The organism is Pseudomonas sp. B20 (assembly GCF_020515755.1).
Lineage (GTDB): Bacteria > Pseudomonadota > Gammaproteobacteria > Pseudomonadales > Pseudomonadaceae > Aquipseudomonas > Aquipseudomonas syringae.
Map to the genome: position 1 here is coordinate 17,015 of NZ_JAHPJG010000001.1, position 25,162 is coordinate 42,176.

Annotated in this window: 21 protein-coding genes and 1 other RNA gene; 21 read left to right on the top strand and 1 reads right to left on the bottom strand. The window is 59.9% G+C overall.

The features are described from left to right. Positions 1-97: 97 nt before the first annotated feature. From rsmI to lpxC, 18 genes are all read left to right on the top strand, one after another. On the top strand, positions 98-967 hold the full coding sequence (gene rsmI, locus LIX91_RS00095; RefSeq protein WP_016568902.1) for a 16S rRNA (cytidine(1402)-2'-O)-methyltransferase: 870 nt from the start codon (positions 98-100) through the stop codon (positions 965-967). A gap of 85 nt (positions 968-1,052) precedes the next feature. After that, an RNA gene (gene rnpB, locus LIX91_RS00100) (RNase P RNA component class A) lies at positions 1,053-1,410 on the top strand. A 307-nt stretch (positions 1,411-1,717) separates the two neighbouring features. Next, positions 1,718-2,173 (top strand): division/cell wall cluster transcriptional repressor MraZ, encoded by a 456-nt coding sequence (gene mraZ / locus LIX91_RS00105; protein WP_003406034.1) that lies wholly within the window; start codon positions 1,718-1,720, stop codon positions 2,171-2,173. Further along, positions 2,170-3,117: a 16S rRNA (cytosine(1402)-N(4))-methyltransferase RsmH gene (rsmH, locus tag LIX91_RS00110; protein ID WP_226487790.1), complete on the top strand. Its 948-nt coding sequence runs from the start codon at positions 2,170-2,172 to the stop codon at positions 3,115-3,117. The genes mraZ and rsmH overlap by 4 nt, the downstream gene beginning before the upstream one ends. Next, on the top strand, positions 3,114-3,407 hold the full coding sequence (gene ftsL, locus LIX91_RS00115) for a cell division protein FtsL (protein ID WP_002555053.1): 294 nt from the start codon (positions 3,114-3,116) through the stop codon (positions 3,405-3,407). The genes rsmH and ftsL overlap by 4 nt, the downstream gene beginning before the upstream one ends. After that, the gene (locus tag LIX91_RS00120; protein ID WP_162234414.1) at positions 3,407-5,134 is read left to right on the top strand and encodes a peptidoglycan D,D-transpeptidase FtsI family protein; all 1,728 of its coding nucleotides are present in this window, start codon (positions 3,407-3,409) and stop codon (positions 5,132-5,134) included. Before ftsL ends, LIX91_RS00120 begins: the two co-directional genes overlap by 1 nt. Further along, positions 5,134-6,597: a UDP-N-acetylmuramoyl-L-alanyl-D-glutamate--2,6-diaminopimelate ligase gene (locus LIX91_RS00125; protein ID WP_226487791.1), complete on the top strand. Its 1,464-nt coding sequence runs from the start codon at positions 5,134-5,136 to the stop codon at positions 6,595-6,597. The genes LIX91_RS00120 and LIX91_RS00125 overlap by 1 nt, the downstream gene beginning before the upstream one ends. Then, positions 6,590-7,960 carry a UDP-N-acetylmuramoyl-tripeptide--D-alanyl-D-alanine ligase gene (locus LIX91_RS00130; RefSeq protein ID WP_226487792.1) on the top strand — a complete coding sequence of 457 codons (1,371 nt, stop codon included), beginning with the start codon at positions 6,590-6,592 and terminating at the stop codon, positions 7,958-7,960. The genes LIX91_RS00125 and LIX91_RS00130 overlap by 8 nt, the downstream gene beginning before the upstream one ends. Then, a complete protein-coding gene (gene mraY / locus LIX91_RS00135; protein ID WP_003313553.1) occupies positions 7,960-9,042 on the top strand; it encodes a phospho-N-acetylmuramoyl-pentapeptide-transferase in 1,083 nt (360 codons plus the stop codon). The genes LIX91_RS00130 and mraY overlap by 1 nt, the downstream gene beginning before the upstream one ends. A gap of 5 nt (positions 9,043-9,047) precedes the next feature. Next, positions 9,048-10,394, top strand: coding sequence for a UDP-N-acetylmuramoyl-L-alanine--D-glutamate ligase (murD, locus tag LIX91_RS00140; RefSeq protein ID WP_226487793.1), 1,347 nt, complete (start codon positions 9,048-9,050; stop codon positions 10,392-10,394). Beyond that, positions 10,391-11,605 (top strand): putative lipid II flippase FtsW, encoded by a 1,215-nt coding sequence (gene ftsW / locus LIX91_RS00145; RefSeq protein ID WP_003418789.1) that lies wholly within the window; start codon positions 10,391-10,393, stop codon positions 11,603-11,605. The genes murD and ftsW overlap by 4 nt, the downstream gene beginning before the upstream one ends. Continuing rightward, entirely contained in the window at positions 11,595-12,665 is a 1,071-nt protein-coding gene (gene murG, locus LIX91_RS00150; protein WP_100072517.1) for an undecaprenyldiphospho-muramoylpentapeptide beta-N-acetylglucosaminyltransferase, read from the top strand. The genes ftsW and murG overlap by 11 nt, the downstream gene beginning before the upstream one ends. Continuing rightward, complete coding sequence (gene murC / locus LIX91_RS00155; RefSeq protein WP_003418785.1) at positions 12,658-14,118, top strand: UDP-N-acetylmuramate--L-alanine ligase; 1,461 nt, start codon at positions 12,658-12,660, stop codon at positions 14,116-14,118. The genes murG and murC overlap by 8 nt, the downstream gene beginning before the upstream one ends. Continuing rightward, entirely contained in the window at positions 14,115-15,074 is a 960-nt protein-coding gene (locus LIX91_RS00160; protein WP_003395373.1) for a D-alanine--D-alanine ligase, read from the top strand. Before murC ends, LIX91_RS00160 begins: the two co-directional genes overlap by 4 nt. Positions 15,075-15,077: 3 nt before the next feature. Then, on the top strand, positions 15,078-15,947 hold the full coding sequence (locus tag LIX91_RS00165; protein WP_003395370.1) for a cell division protein FtsQ/DivIB: 870 nt from the start codon (positions 15,078-15,080) through the stop codon (positions 15,945-15,947). Positions 15,948-15,961: 14 nt separating this feature from the next. Next, positions 15,962-17,218, top strand: a complete 1,257-nt coding sequence (gene ftsA, locus LIX91_RS00170; protein ID WP_003364017.1) for a cell division protein FtsA — start codon at positions 15,962-15,964, stop codon at positions 17,216-17,218. Between the two features lie 101 nt (positions 17,219-17,319). After that, a complete protein-coding gene (ftsZ, locus tag LIX91_RS00175) occupies positions 17,320-18,507 on the top strand; it encodes a cell division protein FtsZ (RefSeq protein ID WP_002555041.1) in 1,188 nt (395 codons plus the stop codon). Between the two features lie 112 nt (positions 18,508-18,619). Next, positions 18,620-19,531 carry a UDP-3-O-acyl-N-acetylglucosamine deacetylase gene (gene lpxC, locus LIX91_RS00180; RefSeq protein ID WP_003364012.1) on the top strand — a complete coding sequence of 304 codons (912 nt, stop codon included), beginning with the start codon at positions 18,620-18,622 and terminating at the stop codon, positions 19,529-19,531. A 116-nt stretch (positions 19,532-19,647) separates the two neighbouring features. Here lpxC and LIX91_RS00185 read toward each other — a convergent pair whose 3' ends face one another. Further along, positions 19,648-20,103, bottom strand: coding sequence for a DUF721 domain-containing protein (locus LIX91_RS00185; protein ID WP_003313540.1), 456 nt, complete (start codon positions 20,101-20,103; stop codon positions 19,648-19,650). Positions 20,104-20,408: 305 nt separating this feature from the next. Between LIX91_RS00185 and secA the strand changes: the two genes are divergently transcribed. From secA to LIX91_RS00200, 3 genes are all read left to right on the top strand, one after another. Further along, positions 20,409-23,150, top strand: coding sequence for a preprotein translocase subunit SecA (secA, locus tag LIX91_RS00190; RefSeq protein WP_003418776.1), 2,742 nt, complete (start codon positions 20,409-20,411; stop codon positions 23,148-23,150). Between the two features lie 109 nt (positions 23,151-23,259). Further along, complete coding sequence (gene argJ / locus LIX91_RS00195) at positions 23,260-24,477, top strand: bifunctional glutamate N-acetyltransferase/amino-acid acetyltransferase ArgJ (RefSeq protein WP_003340710.1); 1,218 nt, start codon at positions 23,260-23,262, stop codon at positions 24,475-24,477. 57 nt (positions 24,478-24,534) lie between these two features. Beyond that, the gene (locus LIX91_RS00200; protein WP_003313535.1) at positions 24,535-25,161 is read left to right on the top strand and encodes a glutathione S-transferase family protein; all 627 of its coding nucleotides are present in this window, start codon (positions 24,535-24,537) and stop codon (positions 25,159-25,161) included. Position 25,162: the final 1 nt, after the last annotated feature.

Below are 25,162 nucleotides of genomic sequence, written 5' to 3' on the forward strand. Positions count from 1 at the left end.
TTTTGTCGGCATCCTGAGGCGCGAACCGTTCCGCCGGGCCGCAGCCTGTACAATGCATTTTTTCCAAGCACCTGTTTTAACCTGCGAGGTTTGCGTTTTGACTGTTCCGGTTGTTTCGAATTCCACTCCGGGTTCGCTTTATGTAGTGGCGACTCCTATCGGCAATCTGGACGACATGAGTGTGCGAGCCTTGAAGGTGTTGCGTGACGTCGCGCTGATTGCAGCTGAAGACACGCGTCATTCCGCACGGCTGATGCAACACTTCGGCATCTCGACGCCATTGGCTGCCTGTCACGAACATAACGAACGTGATGAGGGTAGTCGTTTCATCACGCGTCTGCTGGCCGGTGATGATGTCGCACTGATTTCCGATGCGGGCACGCCACTGATCTCCGATCCCGGTTATCACCTGGTGCGCCAGGCGCGTGCCGCAGGTGTGCAGGTCGTACCTGTGCCGGGTGCGTGTGCCTTGATTGCGGCTTTGTCTGCGGCCGGGCTGCCGTCGGATCGATTTATTTTCGAGGGTTTTCTTCCTGCCAAGTCTGCGGGTCGCAAGGCCAGGCTCGAGCGTGTCAAAGAAGAACCGCGCACGTTGATCTACTATGAGGCGCCGCATCGCATCCTGGAGTGTCTGCAGGATATGGAACTGGTCTTCGGTGCTGACCGTCAGGCGTTGCTGGCGCGTGAAATAACCAAAACTTTCGAAACCCTCAAGGGTCTGCCTTTGGGTGAGCTGCGGGCATTCGTCGAATCCGACAGTAATCAGCAGCGTGGCGAGTGCGTAGTGCTGGTGGCTGGCTGGACGCCGCCGGATGACGAGGACGTCATTGGTGAGGAGGCTCGTCGGGTGCTGGATCTGTTGCTTGCAGAGATGCCGCTCAAGCGGGCCGCGGCGCTGGCTGCCGAAATAACCGGCGTGCGCAAGAACCTGTTGTATCAGGTGGCGCTGGAGAAGCAGAAGGAGTAGCGGCCTGCTTTTGAAAGGGGTAAGGGGGACACGCATGCTATTAAAGCTTGTTCTTGATGGCGTGTGCCGCTAACCTTGTCGGCGGAGAGTCGATTGGACAGTCGCTGCCTCTTGTTGTTCCGCAACAAGGGGGGGAGGAAAGTCCGGGCTCCATAGGGCGGAGTGCCAGGTAACGCCTGGGAGGCGTGAGCCTACGGAAAGTGCCACAGAAAATAACCGCCTAAGCACTTCGGTGCCGGTAAGGGTGAAAAGGTGCGGTAAGAGCGCACCGCACGTCTGGTAACAGTTCGTGGCAAGGTAAACCCCACTCGGAGCAAGACCAAATAGGGTTCCTAGGCGTGGCCCGCGCTGGAACCGGGTAGGTTGCTAAAGGCGTCCAGTGATGGCCGTCGTAGAGGAATGACTGTTCTCGACAGAACCCGGCTTACAGATCGACTCTCCACCTTTTTTCTTCCCCTTCGTTTCAAGCAGCAAAACCCCTCCGTAATACCAAAAAAATCTTACAGCTCATAAATTACATTAACTTCGAATCGCAACGATTTGAGTGGCGTGGGATTTATCCGTCGGATCCTTCGCAGAATTACCCTTTTATCCCCAATACCTCTCCTAAATCTCCGAAATGTAAGGGTTTTCCTTAAGACCGTGCCTTGACGGTGTGGTGGGCGCGTTCCTATAGTGTGCGCAAGTGGCAGAAAGTGGCACGAAGTGGGTTTTTTTAGCGCAAAAAGCTAATATTCGGAGAATGCGCCTGTGTTCCGTGGTGCCAATGCGATCAATCTCGATGCCAAGGGCCGTCTCGCTATGCCGAGCCGGTACCGTGACGAGTTGGATTCGCGTAGCGCCGGCCAACTTATCGTGACCATTGATGCTGTTGATCCATGCCTTTGCCTTTATCCGCTTTCCGAATGGGAGCTGATAGAAGCAAAACTTCGTGATCTGGCGACGTTTCGTGAAGAGAACCGCCGTCTGCAAAGGCTTCTGATTGGTAATGCTGTCGATCTGGAGCTCGACGGGAGTGGGCGTTTTCTGGTACCGCCGCGCCTGCGCGAGTACGCGAAGCTGGATAAGCGCGTAATGCTGGTGGGCCAGCTGAACAAGTTTCAACTGTGGGACGAGGACGCCTGGAATGCTCTTGCTGATGCTGACCTGGCTGCCATTCAAAAACCTGGCGCGATGCCCGACGAATTACGTGATTTGATCCTGTGACTAAGAATAGCGGCTTTACCCACATCACCGTGCTGCTCGAAGAAGCCGTGGAGGCTCTCGCGGTGCGCGCCGATGGCTGCTATCTGGACGGCACGTTCGGACGTGGCGGGCATAGTCGTCTGATACTCAGCCAGCTGGGCCCCGACGGTCGGCTTCTGGGCTTCGACAAGGACCCTCAAGCGATTGCCACCGGGCAAGCGCTAGCGGCCGAAGACGGCCGCTTTGTCATTGTGCAGCGCAGCTTTGCCGAATTGGGATCCGAGGCTCAGGAACGCGGTTTGGCGGGCAAGGTCAGTGGCATTCTGCTGGATCTGGGTGTGTCATCCCCGCAGCTGGATGATCCCGAGCGCGGTTTCAGCTTCATGAATGACGGTCCTCTGGACATGCGCATGGACCCTACCCGTGGCGTAAGTGCTGCCGAGTTCATTGCGACTGCCCCGGCTGAAGAAATTGCCCGCGTCTTCAAGGAATACGGCGAAGAGCGGTTTGCCAAGCGCATGGCCAACGCGGTCGTTGCGCGTCGCGAAGTCCAGCCTTTCGAGCGCACAGCCGATCTGGCAGAAGTACTCAAGGTTGCGAACCCTGCCTGGGAAAAGGGCAAGAATCCTGCAACGCGTGCCTTTCAGGGCCTGCGTATTCACGTAAACAACGAATTGGGCGATCTTGAAGCCGGCCTCGAAGCGGCAATGGATGCGCTGGAAGTGGGTGGCCGTCTGGTCGTCATCAGCTTTCACTCGCTGGAAGATCGCATCGTCAAGCTGTTCATGCGCAAGCTCGCCAAGGGCGAAGCCGACAACATGCCGCGCAATCTGCCGATCCAGTTCAAGCCGTTCGAACCGAAAATCAAAATTCACGGCAAGGCTCAATTCGCTTCGGATGTCGAAACCAAAGCAAACCCGCGCTCGCGCAGTGCTGTCATGCGTGTAGCGGAGAAGCTCAGGTGAGCCGTCTGTTTCTGAAACCTCTGCCCGGCGGCAGCTTTATTATGCTGCTGCTGTTCATTGCTGTCCTGATTTCGGCGATTGGCGTTTCCTATAGTGCACATTGGAATCGTCAACTGCTCAACTCGCTGTATTCGGAAATGAGCGTGCGCGACAAGGCGCAGGCAGAGTGGGGTCGGCTGATTCTTGAGCAGAGCACCTGGACTGCGCATAGCCGCATCGAAAACCTGGCCACCGAACAACTGAAGATGCGCATCCCGAGCGCAGCCGAAGTACGGATGGTGGCGCCATGATGAAACTCGATGGTGCTCTTTATCCGTGGCGCTTTCGCGTAGTCGTAGGGCTGCTGGTGTCCCTCGTGCTCGCCATTTGCTGGCGCATTGTCGACCTGCAGGTCATCGACCATACCTTTCTCAAGGAGCAGGGCGATGCACGCAGCCTTCGGCATATTCCTATTCCGGCGCACCGTGGCCTGATCACCGACCGTAACGGCGAGCCGCTGGCCGTCAGTACGCCGGTGACCACCCTGTGGGCCAACCCGCGTGAAATGCAGCAGGACAAGTCCAAGTGGCCGATGCTGGCCGCCGCGCTGGGTCAGGATCTCAAGGCATTGACCGAGCGCCTGGACTCACAGGCGAACAAGGAATTCATCTACCTGGTGCGTGGCCTGACGCCAGAACAGGGTCAGTCGGTCATCGACCTGAAAGTGCCGGGTGTCTATGGCATCGAAGAATTCCGCCGCTTTTATCCGGCCGGCGATGTTACTGCACACATGGTCGGCTTTACCGACCTTGACGACCATGGCCGGGAAGGCGTCGAGCTGGCGTATGACGACTGGCTCGCCGGTGTGCCCGGCAAGCGTCAGGTCATCAAGGACCGGCGTGGCCGACTGATCAAGGATGTTCAGGTGACCAAGAATGCCAAGGCCGGAAAGACCTTGGCTTTGTCTATTGACCTGCGCCTGCAGTACCTGGCGACCCGTGAACTGCGCAACGCCATCGTCGAGAACGAGGCCAAGGCCGGCAGCATGGTGATCATGGACGTCAAGACCGGTGAGGTACTGGCGATGGTCAACCAGCCGACCTACAACCCGAACAACCGCCGCACCATGGTGCCTGCCGCCATGCGCAACCGGGCCATCATCGACGTGTTCGAACCCGGTTCGACCATGAAACCGATCTCCATGACTGCAGCCCTGGACAGTGGCCGCTGGAAGCCGACCGACAAGGTCGAGGTTTATCCGGGCACCCTGCAGATCGGCAAATACACGATTCGTGACGTGACCAAGACCGAAGGCCCGATCCTCGATCTGACCGGCATTCTGATCAACTCCAGTAACGTCGGCATGAGCAAGGTCGCGTTCGATGTGGGCGGTGAGGCGATTTTCCGTGCCATGCAGCGCGTCGGGTTCGGTCAGTACACCGGCCTCGGCTTCCCTGGCGAGCGCGTCGGCAACCTGCCCAACTACCGCGAATGGCGCAAGGCCGAAACTGCCACGCTGTCCTATGGCTACGGTCTGTCGGTCACTGCCTTGCAGCTGGTGCATGCCTATGGCGCGCTGGCCAACAATGGCCGCATCGTGCCGTTGACCATCCTCAAAACAGACAAAGAGCCGGAGTCGACCCAGGCCATTCCGGAGAAAACCGCGAAGACCCTGCAAGGCATGTTGCAGCAGGTTATCGAGGACCCGCGCGGCGTCTATCGCGCCCGTGTGCCGTCCTACCACGTCGCTGGCAAGAGTGGTACGGCGCGCAAGACGTCCATCGGTACCAAGGGCTACGCGGAAAATTCCTATCGCTCGCTGTTCGCCGGTTTCGGCCCGATGAGTAACCCGCGCTACGCCATCGTGGTGGTCATCGACGAGCCGAGCAAGGGTGGTTACTACGGTGGTCTGGTTTCGGCCCCGGTATTCAGCAAGGTCATGTCCGGCACGTTGCGTTTGATGAACGTGACGCCGGACAACCTTGCGCCACCTGAACAAGTCAACGCCGCACCGGCAGCCAAAGGAGGGCGTGGTTGATGGCCTTTAATCTGAGCAAGCTTTTCGCTCACACCGACCGCGATGCGCTGATTCGCGAGTTGACTCTCGACAGCCGCAATGTGCGTCCGGGCGACCTGTTTCTGGCTGTGCCGGGCATCAAGGTCGATGGCCGCGCGCACATCGCCGACGCGCTCAAGCGTGGCGCAGCTGCCGTAGCCTATGAAGTCGAAGGGTCGATCGTTCTGCCGATCACTGACGTGCCGCTGATTCCGGTAAAAGGGCTTGCCGCGCAGTTGTCCGCGATCGCTGGTCGCTTCTATGGCGATTCGAGCCGCAGTCTGAATCTGGTGGGTGTTACCGGCACCAACGGCAAGACCAGCGTGACCCAGTTGGTGGCTCAGGCGCTTGATGCCCTCGGCCAACGCTGCGGGATCGTCGGTACACTGGGCACCGGTTTCTACGGTTCGCTGCAAAGCGGCCGCCACACCACGCCTGATCCGATTGCCGTGCAGGCAACGCTGACCGACCTGAGACAGGCCGGCGCGCGCGCAGTGGCGATGGAAGTCTCCTCCCACGGTCTTGATCAGGGACGCGCTGCGGCGCTGGCCTTTGATGTGGCGGTGCTGACCAATCTGTCCCGCGACCATCTGGATTACCACGGCACCATGGAGGCCTACGCTGCCGCCAAGGCGAAGCTGTTCGCATGGCCCGATCTGAAATGCCGGGTGATCAACCTGGATGACGATTTCGGTCGTGAACTGGCCGCTGTCAAACAAGAGTCGCGCCTGATCACCTACAGCCAGTTGGACAGCACGGCCTACCTGTATTGCCGCGATGCGAAGTTCGATGACGATGGCGTGCGTGCCACGCTGGTCACGCCTCAGGGCGAACACTTCCTGCGCAGCAGCCTGCTGGGCCGTTTCAACCTTAGCAATGTGCTGGCTGCGGTCGGTGCATTGCTGGGCCTGGATTACGCGCTGGACGAAATTCTCAAGGCGCTGCCGAAACTCGAAGGCCCGGTCGGACGCATGCAGCGTCTGGGTGGTGCCGACAAGCCCCTGGTCGTCGTGGATTACGCTCACACCCCGGACGCGCTGGAAAAAGTACTCGAAGCACTGCGCCCGCACGCCAAGGGCCGCTTGTTGTGCCTGTTCGGCTGCGGCGGTGATCGTGACCGTGGCAAGCGTCCGCTGATGGCTGAAGTGGTCGAGCGTCTGGCCGACGGCGTATGGGTCACTGATGACAATCCGCGCTCCGAATCGTCTGTCAGTATTTTTGACGATATACGCCCTGGCTTCGTTGCTGCGGACAAGGTGCGTTTCATCGAAGGTCGCGGTCAGGCCATTGCCGAGCTGATTGCCAGCGCCAATGCCGATGACGTCGTGGTGCTTGCCGGCAAGGGCCACGAGGACTACCAGGAAATCAACGGTCAGCGGCAGCCGTTCTCCGACCTGCAAGAAGCCGCCAGCGCGCTTGCTGTATGGGAGCCTGCGAATGCTTAAGCCAATGACCTTCAGCGAACTGGTTGTGCCACTCGACGCCCGTCTGGTCGGCGGCGACTGCAGCTTTGCCGGCGTCAGCACCGACAGCCGGGGCATCGAGCCTGGCCAGCTGTTCGTGGCCTTGACCGGTCCGCGTTTCGACGGTCATGAATACCTCGAACAAGTGGCTGCCAAAGGTGCGGTCGGTGCTCTGGTCGAGCGCGAAGTGCAGGGCACCGCCTTGTCGCAACTGGTCGTGCTGGATACCCGCAAGGCACTTGCCCAACTGGGTGCCATGAATCGCAATGCGTTCGTCGACCGGCCGGTTGCTGCCGTCACCGGGTCGAGTGGCAAAACCACGGTCAAGGAAATGCTCGCGAGCATCCTGCGCACGCGCGGGCCTGTGCTCGCGACCCGAGGCAACCTGAACAACGAATTGGGCGTTCCACTGACGCTGCTGGAACTGGCCCCTGAATACACGTCGGCTGTGATCGAACTGGGTGCTTCGCGGGTTGGCGAGATTGCCTACACCGTGAGCCTCGCCAAGCCGCACGTCGCCATGATCACCAACGCCGGGACCGCCCATGTTGGCGAGTTTGGCGGTCCCGACCGCATTGTCGAAGCCAAGGGCGAGATTCTGGAAGGTCTCGACGCGGGTGGTACGGCAGTCTTGAACCTGGAAGACAAGGCCTTCCCGATCTGGCGCAAGCGCGCTGGCAATCGTAATGTCCTGACCTTCGCACTGACCGACTCTGCGGCTGACGTGTACGCCAGCGAGCTTAGCCGTGATGCGCGGGGCTGCCCGGCTTTCACCCTCAACAGCCCGCTCGGCACTGCCCGGGTTCAGTTGAACCTGCTCGGCACGCACAATGTGTCCAATGCCCTGGCCGCTGCGGCTGCCGGCTGCGCAATGGGTGTGCCGCTGGAAGGGATCGTCACCGGACTGAACAACGTGCAGCCGGTCAAGGGCCGTGCCGTGGCGCAAATCGCCAGCAATGGCACGCGCGTCATCGATGACACCTACAACGCCAACCCTGCCTCGATCAACGCGGCCGTCGACATCCTCACCGGCTTCACAGGTCGTACCGTACTGGTGCTGGGCGATATCGGCGAGCTGGGCGACTGGGCCGAGCAGGGGCATCGCGAAGTCGGTGCCTATGCTGCTGGCAAGGTGTCGGCGCTGTATGCCGTCGGCCCATTGATGACTCACGCCGTCAGCGCCTTTGGCGAGCACGCTTACCACTTTGCCAGTCAGGCTGAACTGATTGCGGCGCTGGGCGCCGAGCAGGACCCTGATACCACTTTACTGATCAAGGGCTCGCGTAGCGCTGCGATGGAACACGTCGTGGCTGCCTTGTGCGGTTCTAGCCTGGAGAAACATTAATGCTGCTGCTGTTGGCCGAGTTTTTACAACAGTTCTACAAAGGCTTCGCGGTCTTTCAGTACCTGTCATTGCGCGGGATCCTTGGCGTGCTCACTGCACTGACGCTGTCGCTGTGCCTGGGGCCGTGGATGATCCGCACCCTGCAGATGCGTCAGATCGGTCAGTCGGTGCGTAACGACGGTCCGCAGTCGCACCTCTCCAAGTCGGGTACGCCGACCATGGGCGGCGCGTTGATCCTCTCGTCCATTGGTATCAGTACGCTGCTGTGGGCTGACCTGAGCAACCGTTACGTGTGGGTTGTGTTGCTGGTGACCTTCCTGTTCGGCGCCATCGGCTGGGTCGATGACTACCGCAAGGTGATCGAAAAGAATTCGCGTGGCCTGCCGAGCCGCTGGAAGTATTTCTGGCAGTCGGTGTTCGGCCTCTGTGCCGCGATCTTCCTTTATACGACTGCACCGTCGGCGACTGAAACCACGCTGATCGTGCCGATGCTCAAGGATGTGCGCATCCCGCTGGGTATCGGTTTCATCGTGCTGACCTATTTCGTGATCGTCGGCTCCAGCAACGCAGTCAACCTGACTGACGGGCTGGACGGTCTGGCGATCATGCCGACGGTGATGGTGGGCGGTGCCCTGGGCATCTTCTGCTACCTGTCGGGTAACGTGAAATTTGCTGAATACCTGCTGATTCCCTACGTACCGGGGGCGGGCGAGCTGATTGTGTTCTCAGGCGCGCTGATTGGTGCCGGGCTCGGGTTCCTCTGGTTCAACACGTATCCGGCGCAGGTGTTCATGGGCGACGTCGGTGCGCTGGCGCTCGGCGCGGCGCTGGGCACCATGGCGGTGATCGTTCGTCAGGAAATGGTCCTGTTCATCATGGGCGGCGTGTTCGTGATGGAAACCCTTTCAGTGGTCATTCAGGTTGCGTCTTTCAAACTTACCGGCCGCCGCGTATTCCGCATGGCGCCGATCCACCACCACTTTGAACTCAAAGGCTGGCCCGAGCCACGTGTGATCGTCCGTTTCTGGATCATCACCGTGATTCTGGTGCTCATTGGCCTTGCCACGCTGAAACTGAGGTAGAACGAGTGTCCCTGATCGTTTCCGACCGCTTCCGCATTGTCGTGGGTCTAGGCAAAAGCGGCATGTCCCTGGTTCGCTTCCTGGCGAACCAGGGCGTGTCCTTTGCCGTGGCCGACACGCGGGAGAATCCTCCTGAGCTGGCGACCTTGCGTCGCGACTATCCGCAGGTGGAAGTGCGTTGTGGCGAGCTGGACGTGGATTTCCTCTGCCGTGCCGATGAGCTGTATGTCAGCCCCGGTCTGGCCCTGGCGACCCCGGCCCTGCAGCAGGCGCACGCACGCGGCGTCAAACTGTCGGGCGACATCGAACTGTTCGCGCGTTACGCGAAGGTGCCGGTGATTGCCATTACCGGTTCGAATGCAAAAAGCACCGTGACCACGCTGGTCGGTGAGATGGCCGCTGCCGCTGGAAAGCGTGTGGCGGTGGGCGGCAATCTCGGCACTCCGGCGCTGGACCTGCTCAGCGACGATGTCGAGTTGTACGTGATGGAGCTTTCCAGCTTTCAGCTCGAAACCACCGACCAGCTCAATGCTGAAGTGGCGACCGTGCTGAATATCAGCGAAGACCACATGGACCGCTACAGCGGCCTGCCTGCCTACCACCTGGCCAAGCACCGGATTTTCCGTGGCGCGCGGCAAGTGGTGGTCAATCGTCAGGACGCGCTGTCCCGTCCGTTGATTGGCGAAGGTCTGCCGTGCTGGACATTCGGCCTCAACAAGCCCGATTTCCATGGTTTCGGCCTGCGTGAAGAGAACGGCGAAAAGTACCTGGCGTTCCAGTTTGAAAACCTCATGTCGGTGCGTGAGCTGAAAGTGCGCGGTGCGCACAATCAGGCCAACGCGCTCGCCGCCTTGGCGCTCGGGCATGCGGTCGGCCTGCCGTTCGACGCCATGCTCGCCAGCCTGCGTGAATTCACCGGCCTGGAGCATCGCTGCCAGTGGCTGCGCGAGCACGACGGCATTCATTACTACAACGATTCCAAAGCCACCAACGTGGGCGCCGCACTGGCTGCCATCGAAGGGCTGGGCTCGGATATCGACGGCAAGCTGGTGCTGATCGCCGGCGGCGATGGCAAAGGCGCTGACTTCAGCGGTTTGCGTGCGCCAGTCGCCAAGCATTGCCGCGCGGCGGTCTTGCTCGGTCGCGATGCCGAACTGATTGCCCAGGCATTGGGTGACGCCGTTCCGCTGCTGCGTGTCGACACCGTCCAGGCGGCTGTCGAGCACAGCGCAAAACTGGCGCAACGTGGCGATGCGGTATTGCTTTCTCCTGCATGCGCCAGTCTGGACATGTTCAAGAATTATGAAGAGCGCGGACGTGTGTTCGCGCAGGCAGTGGAGTGCTTGTCATGATCTTCGGTGTGATCAAGCCTTATCCATCGCCACTGATCAGTGGGCGCGGCATCGACCTGGACTTCCCGATGCTGGTCGGCTGCCTGGCGCTGCTCGGCCTTGGACTGGTGATGATTACCTCGGCCTCGTCGGAAGTGGCCGCAGTGCAGTCGGGCAACACGCTGTACATGATGACCCGTCACCTGGTTTATCTGCTGATCGGCCTGGGTGCCTGCGGCGTGACCATGATGATCCCGGTGGCCACCTGGCAGCGTCTGGGCTGGATGATGCTGCTCGGCGCGTTCGGCCTGTTGCTGCTGGTGCTGGTGCCGGGGATCGGGCGCGAGGTGAACGGTTCGATGCGCTGGATCGGCTTCGGCGCGTTCAACGTGCAGCCGTCGGAAATCGCCAAGGTGTTTGTGGTGATCTTCCTTGCCGGCTACCTGATTCGTCAGCAGCAGGAAGTTCGCGAAAGCTGGATGGGCTTCTTCAAGCCGTTCATCGTGCTGTTGCCGATGGCCGGTCTGCTGCTCATGGAGCCTGACTTCGGTGCGACCGTGGTAATGATGGGCGCCGCGGCGGCCATGTTGTTCCTCGGTGGTGTCGGCCTGTTCCGCTTCTCACTGATGGTGGTACTGGCGGTTGCCTCTGTTGTGGTGCTGGTTCAGGCCCAACCTTACCGGATGGCGCGTCTGACCAACTTTACCGACCCGTGGGCCGACCAGTTCGGCTCCGGCTACCAATTGACCCAGGCGCTGATCGCCTTCGGTCGCGGCGAGTGGTTCGGCGTCGGGCTGGGCAACAGCGTGCAGAAGCAGTTCTACCTGCCGGAAGCGCACACCGACTTCGTGTTTTCGGTACTTGCAGAAGAGCTGGGCGTCGTGGGTTCGCTGATCACCGTCGCGTTGTTCCTGTTCGTCAGTATTCGCGGCATGTACATCGGCATGTGGGCCGAGCGCGCCAAGCAGTTCTTCGGTGCCTACGTGGCCTACGGCCTGTCGTTCCTGTGGATCGGTCAGTTCCTGATCAACATCGGTGTGAACGTCGGTCTGCTGCCCACCAAAGGCCTGACCCTGCCGTTCCTCAGCTACGGCGGCAGCTCGCTGGTGATCTGCTGCGCGAGTCTCGGGCTGCTGCTGCGCATCGAGTGGGAATCGCGCAACAACATGGGCAGTGAAGAAGCCGAGTTCAAGGAAAGCGACTTCGCCGAGGACACGCCTCATGGACGCTAACGTGCTGATCATGGCGGGCGGGACCGGCGGGCATGTATTCCCGGCGCTGGCCTGCGCGCGCGAGTTCCAGGCACGCGGCTACAAGGTCCATTGGCTGGGCACGCCGCGCGGTATCGAAAACGAACTGGTGCCGCAGGCCGGTCTGACGCTGCACCTGATCAATGTCACCGGCCTGCGTGGCAAGGGCCGCTTGTCGCTGCTCAAGGCGCCTTTCATGTTGCTCAAGGCTCTGATGCAGGCACGCAAGGTCGTGCGTCAGGTGAAACCGGTCTGCGTGGTCGGCTTTGGTGGCTACGTCACCGGCCCCGGCGGTCTGGCGGCGAAGCTGGCAGGCGTACCGTTGATCATTCACGAGCAGAACGCCGTGGCCGGTACCGCCAACCGCAGTCTGGCGTCGTTTGCCAGCCGGGTATGCGAAGCGTTCCCGAACACCTTTGCGGAGTCGTCCAAGCGTCGCACCACCGGCAACCCGGTGCGTGTCGAGCTGTTTCTGGAAACACCGCGTCAGGCACTGGCCGGACGCAAGGCTCGTCTGCTGGTACTGGGCGGCAGCCTGGGCGCGGAGCCGCTGAACAAATTGTTGCCCGAGGCGCTGTCCCAGCTGCCTCAGGACATCCAGCCCGAAGTCTTTCATCAGTCGGGCAAGAATCATGACGCAGTCACCGCCGAGCGCTATCGCAACGTGGGCGTCGAGGCGCAGGTTGCGCCGTTCATCCAGAACATGGCCCAAGCCTATGGCTGGGCCGATCTGGTGGTCTGCCGCGCAGGCGCATTGACCATCAGCGAACTGGCCGCCGCCGGCCTGCCGTCGTTGCTGATACCGCTGCCCCACGCGATTGATGACCATCAGTCACGTAACGCTGACTATCTGGCTCGCGAAGGCGCAGCCTTCGTCATGCCGCAAGCGACAACTGGCGCCGCCGAGATGGCAGCACGCCTGAAAGAGGTTTTGATGCAACCCGAACAATTGAACAGCATGGCCCGCACTGCACGCAGCCTGGCCAGGCCTGATGCAACCAGCACCGTCGTCAACGTCTGTGTGGAGGTGGCCCATGGTTGAGAATCAACGCGCCATGCCACAACCTGAAATGCGCCGTATCCGTCGTATCCACTTCGTCGGTATCGGCGGTGTCGGCATGTGCGGGATTGCCGAGGTACTGTTGAACCTGGGCTACGAAGTGTCGGGCTCCGACCTGAAGGGCTCGGCCGTGACCGAACGCCTGGAATCGTTCGGCGCACAGATTTTCATTGGCCATCGTGCCGAGAACACCATCGGTGCCGACGTGCTGGTAGTGTCCAGTGCCGTCAACACCTCCAACCCGGAAGTGGCCACTGCGCTGGAGCGCCGCATCCCGGTCGTACCGCGTGCCGAGATGCTCGCCGAGCTGATGCGTTATCGCCACGGCATCGCCGTTGCCGGTACGCATGGCAAGACCACCACCACCAGCCTGATCGCTTCGGTATTCGCTGCCGGCGGCCTGGACCCGACCTTCGTGATTGGCGGTCGTCTTAACGCAGCGGGCACCAATGCGCAGTTGGGCACCAGCCGTTACCTGATCGCCGAAGCCGATGAAAGCGACGCCAGCTTCCTGCACCTGCAACCTCTGGTCGCAGTGGTCACCAATATCGACGCCGATCACATGGCGACCTACGAAGGCGACTTCAACAAACTGAAGAAGACCTTTGTCGAGTTCCTGCACAACCTGCCTTTCTACGGGCTGGCGGTAATGTGCATCGACGATCCGGTAGTGCGTGAAATTCTGCCGCTGGTCAAGCGCCCGACGCTGACCTATGGCTTCAGCGAGTCTGCCGATATACGCGCAATCAATGTGCGTCAGGACGGCATGCTGACCTTCTTCACCGTACTGCGCCGCGATCGCGAGCCGCTGGATGTGTCGGTGAACATGCCCGGCAATCACAACGTACTCAACTCGCTGGCGACCATCGCCATTGCTACCGATGAGGGCGTCAGCGACGAGGCCATCGTTCAGGGGCTTTCCGGCTTCCAGGGCGTTGGTCGGCGCTTCCAGGTCTACGGCGAGCTGCCGGTCGATGGCGGCAACGTGATGCTGGTCGATGACTACGGTCACCACCCGCGTGAAGTGGCAGCAGTGATCAGTGCGGTGCGTGGTGGCTGGCCTGATCGTCGTCTGGTCATGGTTTACCAGCCGCACCGGTTTAGCCGCACACGCGATCTGTACGATGACTTCGTGCAGGTTCTGGCGGACGCCAATGTGCTGCTGCTGATGGAAGTCTACCCGGCCGGTGAAGAGCCGGTTCCCGGTGCGGACAGTCGTAACCTGTGCCACAGCATTCGTCAGCGCGGCCAACTGGACCCGATCTACATCGAGCGCGGTGTCGAGCTGGCGCCGCTGGTCAAACCGTTGCTGCGCGCGGGCGACATTCTGCTCTGTCAGGGCGCTGGCGACATTGCCGGTCTGGCACCGCAACTGCTCAAGAGCCCGCTGTTCGCCGGTGCCAAAGTGGCCTCCACCGAAGGGAAGCTGAAATGACAGCGGTCGCCCAGTCTTCCCTGCGCTCGACACTCGAGCCGAAAAGCTTCGGCCGTGTCGCCGTGCTCTTCGGTGGCAAGAGTGCCGAGCGGGCAGTCTCGCTGAACTCGGGTAACGCCGTGCTCAGTGCGTTGCTCGAGGCAGGCGTGGATGCGTTCGGCATTGATGTGGGCGATGATTTCCTGCAGCGACTGGTCAGCGAGAAAATCGACCGTGCCTTTATCGTTCTGCACGGACGTGGTGGTGAAGACGGCACCATGCAAGGCCTGCTGGAATGCCTGGAAATCCCTTATACCGGCAGTGGCGTACTGGCTTCTGCACTGGCGATGGACAAGTTGCGCACCAAGCAGGTCTGGCAGAGTCTCGGTCTCGCCACACCGCTGCATGCCGTTCTTGAAAACGAGAGTGATTGTATTTGCGCCGCGACGGAACTGGGCTTGCCTTTGATCGTCAAACCGGCCCATGAAGGTTCAAGTATCGGTATGGCAAAGGTGAACAGCGTCGATGAATTGATCGCCGCATGGAAAGCCGCCAGTACCTACGATTCGCAAGTATTAGTCGAACAATGGATTCAGGGACCTGAGTTCACTGTGGCGTCTCTGCGTGGCCAGGTGTTGCCTCCCATCGGCCTGGGCACTCCTCACAGTTTTTATGATTACGATGCCAAGTACCTGGCGTCCGATACTCAGTATCGGATTCCGTGCGGACTTGGCGATGCACAGGAACAGGAACTCAAACAACTTGCAGCACGTGCTTGCGAAGCCATCGGCATTGCAGGGTGGGCGCGCACGGATGTCATGCAGGACGCACAAGGCAAGTTCTGGTTACTGGAAGTCAATACTGTACCGGGCATGACCGATCACAGTCTGGTGCCTATGGCGGCCCGTGCGGCAGGTCTGGATTTTCAACAACTGGTGTTGGCGATTCTGGCCGACAGCGTTCAGGCGAGGGGTTAAGGCATGTACGGCCCGTCGACACGTCCTCAGCCACCTGCACCCGGCCGCAACAAGCCGGTGCCGCGCGGCGCCAGCCGTATGGTGGCCAAGGAGCCCTTGTCGGCGCGCCTGCCCAAGGCCAACTTCAGTTTTCTGAAGCGTCTGCTCTGGCCTGTGCTGTTGGTGGTTCTGGGCTTCGGTACTTATGAGGCAGCACAGCGTCTGCTGCCGTACGCCGACCGCCCGATTACCCGCATCAACGTGCAGGGCGATTTGAGTTACATCAGCCAGCAGGCTGTACAGCAGCGGATTGCGCCTTATGTGGCGTCGAGCTTTTTCAAGATCGATCTGGCTGCCATGCGCACCGAGCTTGAGCAGATGCCATGGATCGCGCACGCCGAGGTCCGTCGTGTATGGCCGGATCAGGTAGTGATTCGTCTTGAAGAGCAGTTGCCGGTTGCCCGTTGGGGCGATGAAGCGCTGTTGAATAACCAGGGGCAGGCTTTCACACCGCGTGAACTGTCCAATTACGAACATCTTCCCCAGTTGTTCGGCCCGCAGCGGGCCCAGCAGCAGGTGATGCAGCAGTATCAGGTGTTGAGTCAGATGTTGCGCCCGCTGGGCTTCTCCATCGTGCGCCTGGAACTGCGCGAGCGTGGCAGCTGGTTCCTGACAACAGGTGCCGGTAGTGCTGGCCCGGGTATCGAATTGTTGCTTGGACGCGACCACCTTGTCGAAAAAATGCGCCGCTTCATCGCGATTTACGACAAAACGCTGAAAGACCAAATAACGAATATCGCGCGCGTCGACTTGCGTTACTCCAACGGCCTTGCGGTCGGTTGGCGCGAACAGGCAGCGCCGGCGACGGAAAAACCCGCCGTCGCGAAGAATTGATAAGAGGCAGGACCATGGCAAATGTGCAAAGCGGCAAAATGATCGTCGGGCTGGATATCGGTACCTCCAAGGTGGTGGCACTGGTAGGCGAAGTCGCGGCCGATGGCTCGCTGGAAATCGTGGGTATCGGTACCCATCCCTCCCGCGGCCTGAAAAAGGGCGTGGTGGTGAATATCGAATCGACCGTGCAGTCGATCCAGCGCGCGATCGAAGAAGCGCAGCTGATGGCCGGCTGCCGTATCCACTCGGCATTCGTGGGCGTTGCAGGCAGCCACATTCGCAGCCTGAACTCGCACGGCATCGTGGCGATTCGTGATCGCGAAGTCAGCTCTGCGGACCTGGAGCGTGTGCTCGATGCTGCTCAGGCGGTGGCCATTCCTGCCGACCAGCGTGTGTTGCACACCCTGCCTCAGGATTACGTGATCGATAACCAGGAAGGCGTGCGTGAGCCCCTGGGCATGTCCGGCGTACGTCTGGAAGCCAAGGTCCACGTGGTGACCTGTGCGGTGAACGCGGCGCAGAACATCGAAAAGTGCGTACGTCGCTGCGGTCTTGAAGTCGACGACATCATTCTCGAGCAACTGGCCTCGGCGTATTCCGTGCTGACCGATGACGAGAAAGAACTGGGTGTGTGCCTGGTGGACATCGGTGGCGGCACCACCGACATCGCGATCTTCACCGAAGGCGCCATTCGCCACACGGCGGTCATCCCGATTGCGGGTGATCAGGTGACTAACGACATCGCCATGGCGTTGCGCACTCCGACCCAGTACGCCGAAGAAATCAAGATTCGTTATGCCTGTGCGCTGGCCAAACTGGCCGGTGCGGGCGAAACCATCAAAGTGCCGAGCGTGGGCGACCGTCCACCTCGCGAGTTGTCGCGTCAGGCCCTGGCCGAAGTGGTAGAGCCTCGTTACGACGAGCTGTTCACCCTGATCCAGGCCGAACTGCGCCGCAGCGGCTACGAAGATCTGATCCCGGCCGGCATCGTGCTGACCGGGGGCACAGCGAAAATGGAAGGTGCGGTCGAACTGGCCGAGGAAATCTTCCACATGCCGGTCCGCCTGGGCGTACCGCACAGCGTCAAAGGGCTCGCTGATGTCGTGCGCAACCCGATCTACTCAACCGGCGTAGGCCTGTTGATGTACGGGCTGCAAAAACAATCGGATGGCATTTCGCTGTCCGGGATTGTCGGCAACAGCAGTTACAGCGACGAAACCAAGGCACCGGTGCTTGAGCGTATCAAGCGTTGGGTGCAGGGCAATTTCTAAGTTTCAACGTTCAACGGTTTCACAGCTTCAGATTCAGGGCTTCACCAGCAGTATCGGCAGGCAGTAGGCAAAACTAACTAGAAAGCGGAAGGAGAGAGAAAATGTTCGAACTCGTAGACAACGTCCCGCAAAGCCCGGTTATCAAGGTTATCGGCGTAGGCGGTGGTGGCGGCAACGCTGTCAATCACATGGTCAAGAGCAACATCGAAGGAGTGGAATTCATCTGCGCCAACACCGATGCTCAAGCGCTGAAAAACATCGGCGCGCGGACCATTCTGCAACTGGGCACCGGCGTGACCAAAGGCCTTGGCGCTGGCGCCAACCCTGAAGTCGGTCGTCAGGCCGCACTGGAAGATCGTGAGCGCATTGCAGAAGTTCTGCAGGGCACCAACATGGTTTTCATCACCACTGGCATGGGCGGCGGTACCGGTACCGGTGCAGCACCGATCATTGCTGAAGTGGCCAAGGAAATGGGCATTCTGACGGTCGCAGTCGTGACCCGTCCGTTCCCGTTCGAAGGTCGCAAGCGTATGCAGATCGCCGATGAAGGCATCCGCATGCTGTCCGAAAGCGTCGACTCGTTGATCACCATCCCCAACGAGAAGCTGCTGACCATCCTCGGTAAAGACGCCAGCCTGCTGTCGGCTTTCGCCAAGGCTGACGATGTACTGGCCGGTGCCGTTCGCGGTATCTCCGACATCATCAAGCGTCCGGGCATGATCAACGTCGACTTCGCCGACGTGCGTACCGTGATGAGCGAAATGGGCATGGCGATGATGGGCACTGGCTGCGCCAGCGGTCCTAACCGTGCACGTGAAGCGACCGAAGCGGCGATCCGCAACCCGTTGCTCGAAGACGTCAACCTGCAGGGCGCTCGCGGCATCCTGGTCAACATCACTGCCGGTCCTGACCTGTCTCTGGGTGAGTACTCGGACGTGGGTAGCATCATCGAAGCGTTCGCTTCCGAGCACGCGATGGTCAAGGTCGGTACCGTTATCGATCCGGACATGCGTGACGAGTTGCACGTGACTGTGGTTGCCACCGGCCTGGGCGCGAAAATCGAGAAACCTGTCAAGGTCATCGACAACACGCTGCAGACTACCCAGCAGGCTCCTGCACAGCAGGCGTCCCGCCAGGAAGCACCGTCGGTCAACTACCGTGACCTGGATCGTCCTACCGTGATGCGCAATCAGGCACACGCAGGCGCTACAGCCGCGGCGAAGATGAACCCTAACGATGATCTTGATTACCTGGACATCCCGGCTTTCCTGCGTCGTCAGGCCGATTGATGAAATGTATCAGGGGTATTAGGGTGATTGGTGTTCAGCAAAGGCATGGTCTGCTATCATCGCCAGCCTTTGTTGATACCAGTTCGCAACTTGCGCTGAAGCGGCCCATGCCATGATTAAACAACGCACCCTGAAAAATATTATCCGTGCCACAGGTGTAGGCCTGCACTCCGGGGAGAAGGTTTACCTGACCCTCAAGCCCGCACCTGTGAATACCGGCATTGTGTTTTGCCGAGCTGACCTTGATCCCGTCGTGCAGATTCCTGCGCGTGCGGAAAACGTCGGTGACACCACTCTGTCGACCACTCTGGTCAATGGTGATGTCAAAGTCGACACGGTAGAACACTTGCTCTCGGCCATGGCTGGCCTTGGCATCGATAACGCCTACGTCGAGCTCTCTGCCTCCGAAGTTCCTATCATGGACGGCAGCGCAGGCCCTTTCGTATTCCTGATTCAATCGGCAGGCCTGGAAGAACAGGACGAGCCGAAGAAATTCATCCGTATCCTGCGTGAAGTCACAGTGGAGGAGGGCGGTAAACGCGCTACTTTCGTGCCTTTCGAAGGGTTCAAGGTCAGTTTCGAGATCGATTTCGATCACCCGGTCTTCCGTGACCGCACCCAGAGTGCAAGCGTGGACTTTTCCAGTACTTCCTTCGTGAAGGAAGTCAGCCGTGCCCGGACCTTCGGGTTCATGAGTGATATCGAGTACCTGCGCAAGCACAACCTCGCACTCGGCGGCAGCGTGGAAAACGCCATCGTGGTCGACAAGGACGGTGTACTGAACGAAGACGGCCTGCGGTACGAGGACGAATTCGTCAAACACAAAATCCTCGACGCCATCGGTGACCTCTACCTGCTGGGCAACAGCCTGATTGGTGAGTTCCGGGGTTTCAAATCGGGGCATGCACTGAACAACCGTCTGCTGCGCACGTTGATCGAGCAGAAAGACGCTTGGGAAGTGGTGACTTTCGAGGATGCCAGTACGGCACCTATTTCTTACATGCGCCCTGTCGCGGCGGTGTAAGCAAGCTTTACTCTCTTTCCTTTTGTTCTTTAAAGGCTGCCCTCGGGTGGCCTTTTTTTATGGGCTTTTTCAGGGAAAGTCAGTGTTCGCGGAGGGCGTGCAGCGATCAGGCAGGGCTACTTCCTGTCCTTCGCATGGCTGGCCAGCCGTTCCAGTGCGGCACGCAAGCGCGGATCGGTGATGCCTTCAGCGGTGGCCTGAATGTTTTCGGCAGCCACTGCCGACAGGTCGATGGTGTGCGTGGCGGCTCCGCGGGGCGCTTCAGGCGGCTGCACCTTGAACACAATGCGCGTCAGGTTGATGAATTCGTCGAAGGCCATCATTTGCCGGTGCAGGCGTTTCTGCTGGTAGCGCAGGCGCGTGGCCCAATGACCGTCCGTCACGATCAGCAACAAGGTACCTTCGCGCCACGAGGCCACGCGACAATGCTCGCGGGCCGCAGGCTGCAGCTGGCTTTCGAGCAGGCGCTGCAAGTGGCTCAATCGCTCGGCGTGGCGAAATATAGCCTTCAGGGGCTTGGCTTCACGCAGCAAAACCGCGGGCGGGCGGGCGTTCAGAGGACGAAAGGCCATGGAGGGATGCCTGGGTAACAAGATGAACATCTTAACAGAAAGCGTTCTGACGGCTGCTTTTCAGGGCATTTCCGTGCTTTCATATGCAAATCAATGAGTAACTTCCCCGGCTAACGGGTTGAAGTGCTTGAAAATGGCCCCATTGTAAACCTGCCCCGTCACAGCGCTGTGCCAGCATCGTGGAATAACGCCACTTTCCTCACCATCGTTTCCGGGTAGAATGCTCGTTCGCATGCGGCCATCTGGGCTGCACGGGCGACTCACGGGGCCGCCCTCCATTCCTATGTGTGGAAGATCCTGTCGATATGTTTGCGCCTTTGTTGAAAAAACTTTTTGGAAGCAAGAACGAGCGTGAAGTAAAACGCATGCTCAAGACGGTACAGATCGTCAATGCCTTCGAAGAGCAAATGGTGGCCCTTTCGGACGAGCAACTGCGCGCCAAGACCGAAGAGTTCAAGGCCCGCATAGCCAAAGGCGAGACCCTCGATCAATTGCTTCCGGAAGCCTTTGCTGTCGCTCGTGAAGCGGGCAAGCGCGTCATGGGCATGCGCCACTTCGACGTTCAGTTGATCGGCGGCATGACCCTGCACGAAGGTCAGATCGCGGAAATGCGCACCGGTGAAGGTAAAACCCTGGTCGGTACGCTGGCTGTCTACCTCAACGCATTGTCCGGCAAGGGCGTTCACGTCGTTACCGTGAACGATTACCTCGCGCGCCGCGATGCCAACTGGATGCGTCCGCTGTACGAATTCCTCGGCCTGACCGTAGGCATCGTCACGCCATTCCAGCCGCCAGAAGAGAAGCGCGCCGCCTACGCTGCCGATATTACGTACGGCACCAACAACGAATACGGTTTCGATTACCTGCGCGACAACATGGCGTTCAGCATGGACGACAAGTTCCAGCGTGAACTCAATTTTGCCGTGATCGACGAAGTCGACTCGATTCTGATCGACGAAGCGCGTACGCCGCTGATCATCTCCGGCCAGGCTGAAGACAGTTCCAAGCTGTACACCGAAATCAACCGCCTGATCCCCAAGCTCGAGCAGCATATCGAGGAAGTGGAAGGCGAAGTCACCAAGCCGGGTCATTTCACCGTCGACGAGAAAACCCGTCAGGTCGAGCTGAACGAAGCCGGTCACCAGTTCATCGAGGAAATGCTCACCGAAGTCGGCCTGCTGGCTGAAGGCGAGAGCCTCTACTCGGCGCATAACCTGGGCCTGCTGACTCACGTCTATGCCGGTCTGCGTGCGCACAAGCTGTTCAATCGCAACGTCGAATACATCGTTTCGGACGGTCAGGTGCTGCTGGTCGATGAACACACCGGCCGTACCATGCCGGGCCGTCGTCTGTCCGAAGGTCTGCACCAGGCCATCGAAGCCAAGGAAGGTCTGAACATTCAGGCTGAAAGCCAGACCCTGGCATCGACCACGTTCCAGAACTACTTCCGTCTGTACAACAAGCTGTCCGGCATGACCGGTACGGCCGACACCGAAGCGTTCGAATTCCACCAGATCTACAACCTGGCCGTCATGGTCATCCCGCCGAACAAGCCTTTGGCGCGTAAGGACTTCAACGACCTGGTCTACCTGACGGCGGAAGAGAAGTACGCCGCCATCGTCACCGACATCAAGGCCTGCATCGCGGAAAACCGTCCGGTGCTGGTGGGTACGGCGACCATCGAAACGTCCGAGCACATGTCCAGCCTGCTCAACAAGGAAGGCATCGAGCACAAGGTTCTGAACGCCAAGTTCCACGAAAAGGAAGCGGAAATCATCGCGCAGGCCGGTCGTCCGGGTGCGTTGACCATTGCCACCAACATGGCCGGTCGTGGTACCGACATCCTGCTGGGCGGCAACTGGGAAGTCGAGGTTGCGAATCTGGAAGACCCGACTCCCGAGCAGATCGCACAAATCAAGGCTGACTGGCAGAAGCGCCATCAGCAGGTGATCGAAGCGGGCGGCCTGCATGTCATTGCCTCCGAGCGTCACGAATCGCGTCGTATCGACAACCAGCTGCGCGGTCGTGCCGGCCGTCAGGGCGACACCGGCTCCAGCCGTTTCTACCTGTCGCTCGAAGACAGCCTGATGCGCATCTTTGCCTCTGACCGGGTGAAGAACTTCATGAAGGCGCTGGGCATGCAGTCCGGTGAGGCCATCGAGCATCGCATGGTGACCAACGCCATCGAAAAGGCGCAGCGCAAGGTGGAAGGTCGCAACTTCGACATCCGCAAGCAGTTGCTGGAATTCGATGACGTGGCCAACGAACAGCGTAAAGTGATTTATCACATGCGTAACACGTTGCTGGCCGCCGAGAACATTGGCGAGACCATTGCCGACTTCCGCGAGGAAGTGCTCAACAACCTGATCATCCAGCACATTCCGCCACAGTCCCTGCCGGAGCAGTGGAATGTTGCTGGCCTGGAATCGGCGCTCAATACCGACTTCGCGGTGCAAATGCCGATCCAGCAGTGGCTCGACGAAGACGACAACCTGCACGAAGACAGCCTGCGCGAAAAAATCATGGCGCAGTTGCTGGTGGCGTACAACGAGAAGGAAGACCAGGCCAGCGCCGAAGCTCTGCGCTCCTTCGAGAAGCAGATCCTCCTGCGCGTGCTGGACGACCTGTGGAAAGATCACCTGTCGACCATGGACCACCTGCGTCACGGTATCCACCTGCGCGGCTACGCTCAGAAGAACCCGAAGCAGGAATACAAGCGCGAGTCCTTCACGCTGTTCCAGGAACTGCTGGATTCGATCAAGCGCGACACCATCCGTGTGCTCTCGCATGTTCAGGTTCGCCGCGAAGATCCAGAGGAAGAAGAAGCACGCCTGCGTCAGGACGCCGAAGAGCTGGCCAGTCGCATGCAGTTCGAACACGCGCCGGCACCGGGCATCGAGCAGCCGCTTCTCGATGAAGAGGGTGGCGAAGCGCCTGTTGCCGTTGCATCCGAGCCGGTTCGCAACGACCAGAAACTGGGCCGCAACGAGCTGTGCTGGTGTGGTTCGGGCAAGAAATTCAAGCACTGTCACGGCCAGATCAACTAAGCCTTTGACTGTGTAATACCTGCGCCGCGACCGGCTTGCCCGTCGCGGCGTTTTTTCATTGATCGCCGTACCGATGCGGACGGCGCCACACTCCATGAGGAGCACCCCGATGGCTGTTGGTCTTGGTCCTTTGCCTGCGTTGCACCCGGTTCCCGGTTTTGAACTTGGCATTTCTTCTGCCGGCATCAAACGCCCGGGGCGCAAGGATGTCGTGGTCATGCGCTGTGCCGAAGGCTCCAGCGTGGCCGGCGTATTCACCTTGAATGCGTTCTGCGCCGCGCCGGTCATTCTGGCCAAGCAACGTGTCCAGGGCACCGTGCGTTATTTGCTGACCAACACTGGCAATGCCAATGCGGGCACGGGCGAACCAGGTCTTGTGGCGGCGCGGCGTACCTGCGAAAAGCTGGCGCAACTGACCGGCGTCGATGCTTCGGCGGTGCTGCCGTACTCGACGGGCGTGATCGGCGAGCCGTTGCCTGTGGAAAAGATCGAAGGCGCCCTGCAAGCCGCGCTGGATGATCTGTCTGTGGATAACTGGGCCGCTGCGGCGACCGGGATCATGACCACCGACACCCTGCCCAAAGGCGCCAGCCGTCAGTTCAGCCATGACGGCGTGACCGTCACTGTGACCGGCATCAGCAAGGGGGCAGGCATGATTCGCCCGAACATGGCGACCATGCTCGGTTACATCGCCACCGACGCCAAAGTGGCGCAGAGCGTGCTTCAGGACCTGATTCGTGACGGCGCCAACAAGTCGTTCAACCGCATCACCATCGATGGCGACACCTCGACCAACGATTGCTGCATGCTGATCGCCACCGGTCAGGCTGATCTGCCGGAAATCACCGAGGCCAAAGGCCCGTTGTTCGAGGCGTTGAAGAAAGCCGTGTTCGATGTGTGCATGGAAGTCGCTCAGGCCATCGTGCGTGACGGTGAAGGTGCGACCAAGTTCGTGACCGTTGAAGTCAACGGTGGCGGCAATCATCAGGAATGCCTGGACGTCGGTTATGCCGTGGCCCACTCGCCGCTGATCAAGACCGCGCTGTTCGCCTCCGACCCGAACTGGGGACGTATCCTGGCGGCGGTCGGCCGTGCCGGTGTGCCGGATCTGGACGTGAGCAAGATTGACGTATTCCTGGGGGGCGTGTGCATCGCCAGTCAGGGCTGCCGCGCCACGACCTACACCGAAGAGCAGGGCTCGGCGGTAATGGCCGAAGAAGAGATCACCATCCGTATCGAGCTGGGTCGCGGCGATTGCAGCGAAACGATCTGGACCACCGATCTTTCTCACGAGTATGTGAAGATCAACGCGGAATATCGCACCTGATTCAATGCCCGGCGCGCCGGCATCCTGTCTTCGCGCCGGGCTCAATGGAGCTGAACCATGAGCCTGCATCTGATTATCGGCGACAAACGCTACTCCTCCTGGTCGCTGCGTCCCTGGCTGGTGCTGGAAATGACCGGTGCTCCGTTCACCGATCAGGTCATCCGCCTGAACCAGCCTGACACCCGCGCGAACATTCTCAAGTATTCACCCACCGGCAAGGTCCCTGCGCTGCAGTGCGAGCACGGCACGATCATCGATTCGCTGGCCATTTGCGAATACCTGGTCGAACGTTTTCCGGACGCTGGCCTGTGGCCGAGTGATACCGCTGCGCGTGCCCAGGCACGTTCTGCCTGCGCGCAGATGCACAGCGGCTTTGTCAGTCTGCGTTCGAACATGCCGATGGACCTGCGCCAGGATCAGGCACTGGAAGTGATTCCGGTCGATACCCAGAACGACATCGACCGTATCGTCGAACTGTGGGCTGAATGCCGCACTGCGGCGGCCGAAAGCGGTCCGTTTCTGTTCGGTAAGCCGAGCATTGCCGACGCGTTCTTTGCCCCGGTAGCCATTCGCCTGCGCAGTTACCGTGTCGAACTGCCTGAAGAAGCGCTGAAGTACATCGAAACCATTTACCAATGGCCTGCCTTCAAACGCTGGCAGCAGGCCGGTCTGGAGGAGTCCTGAT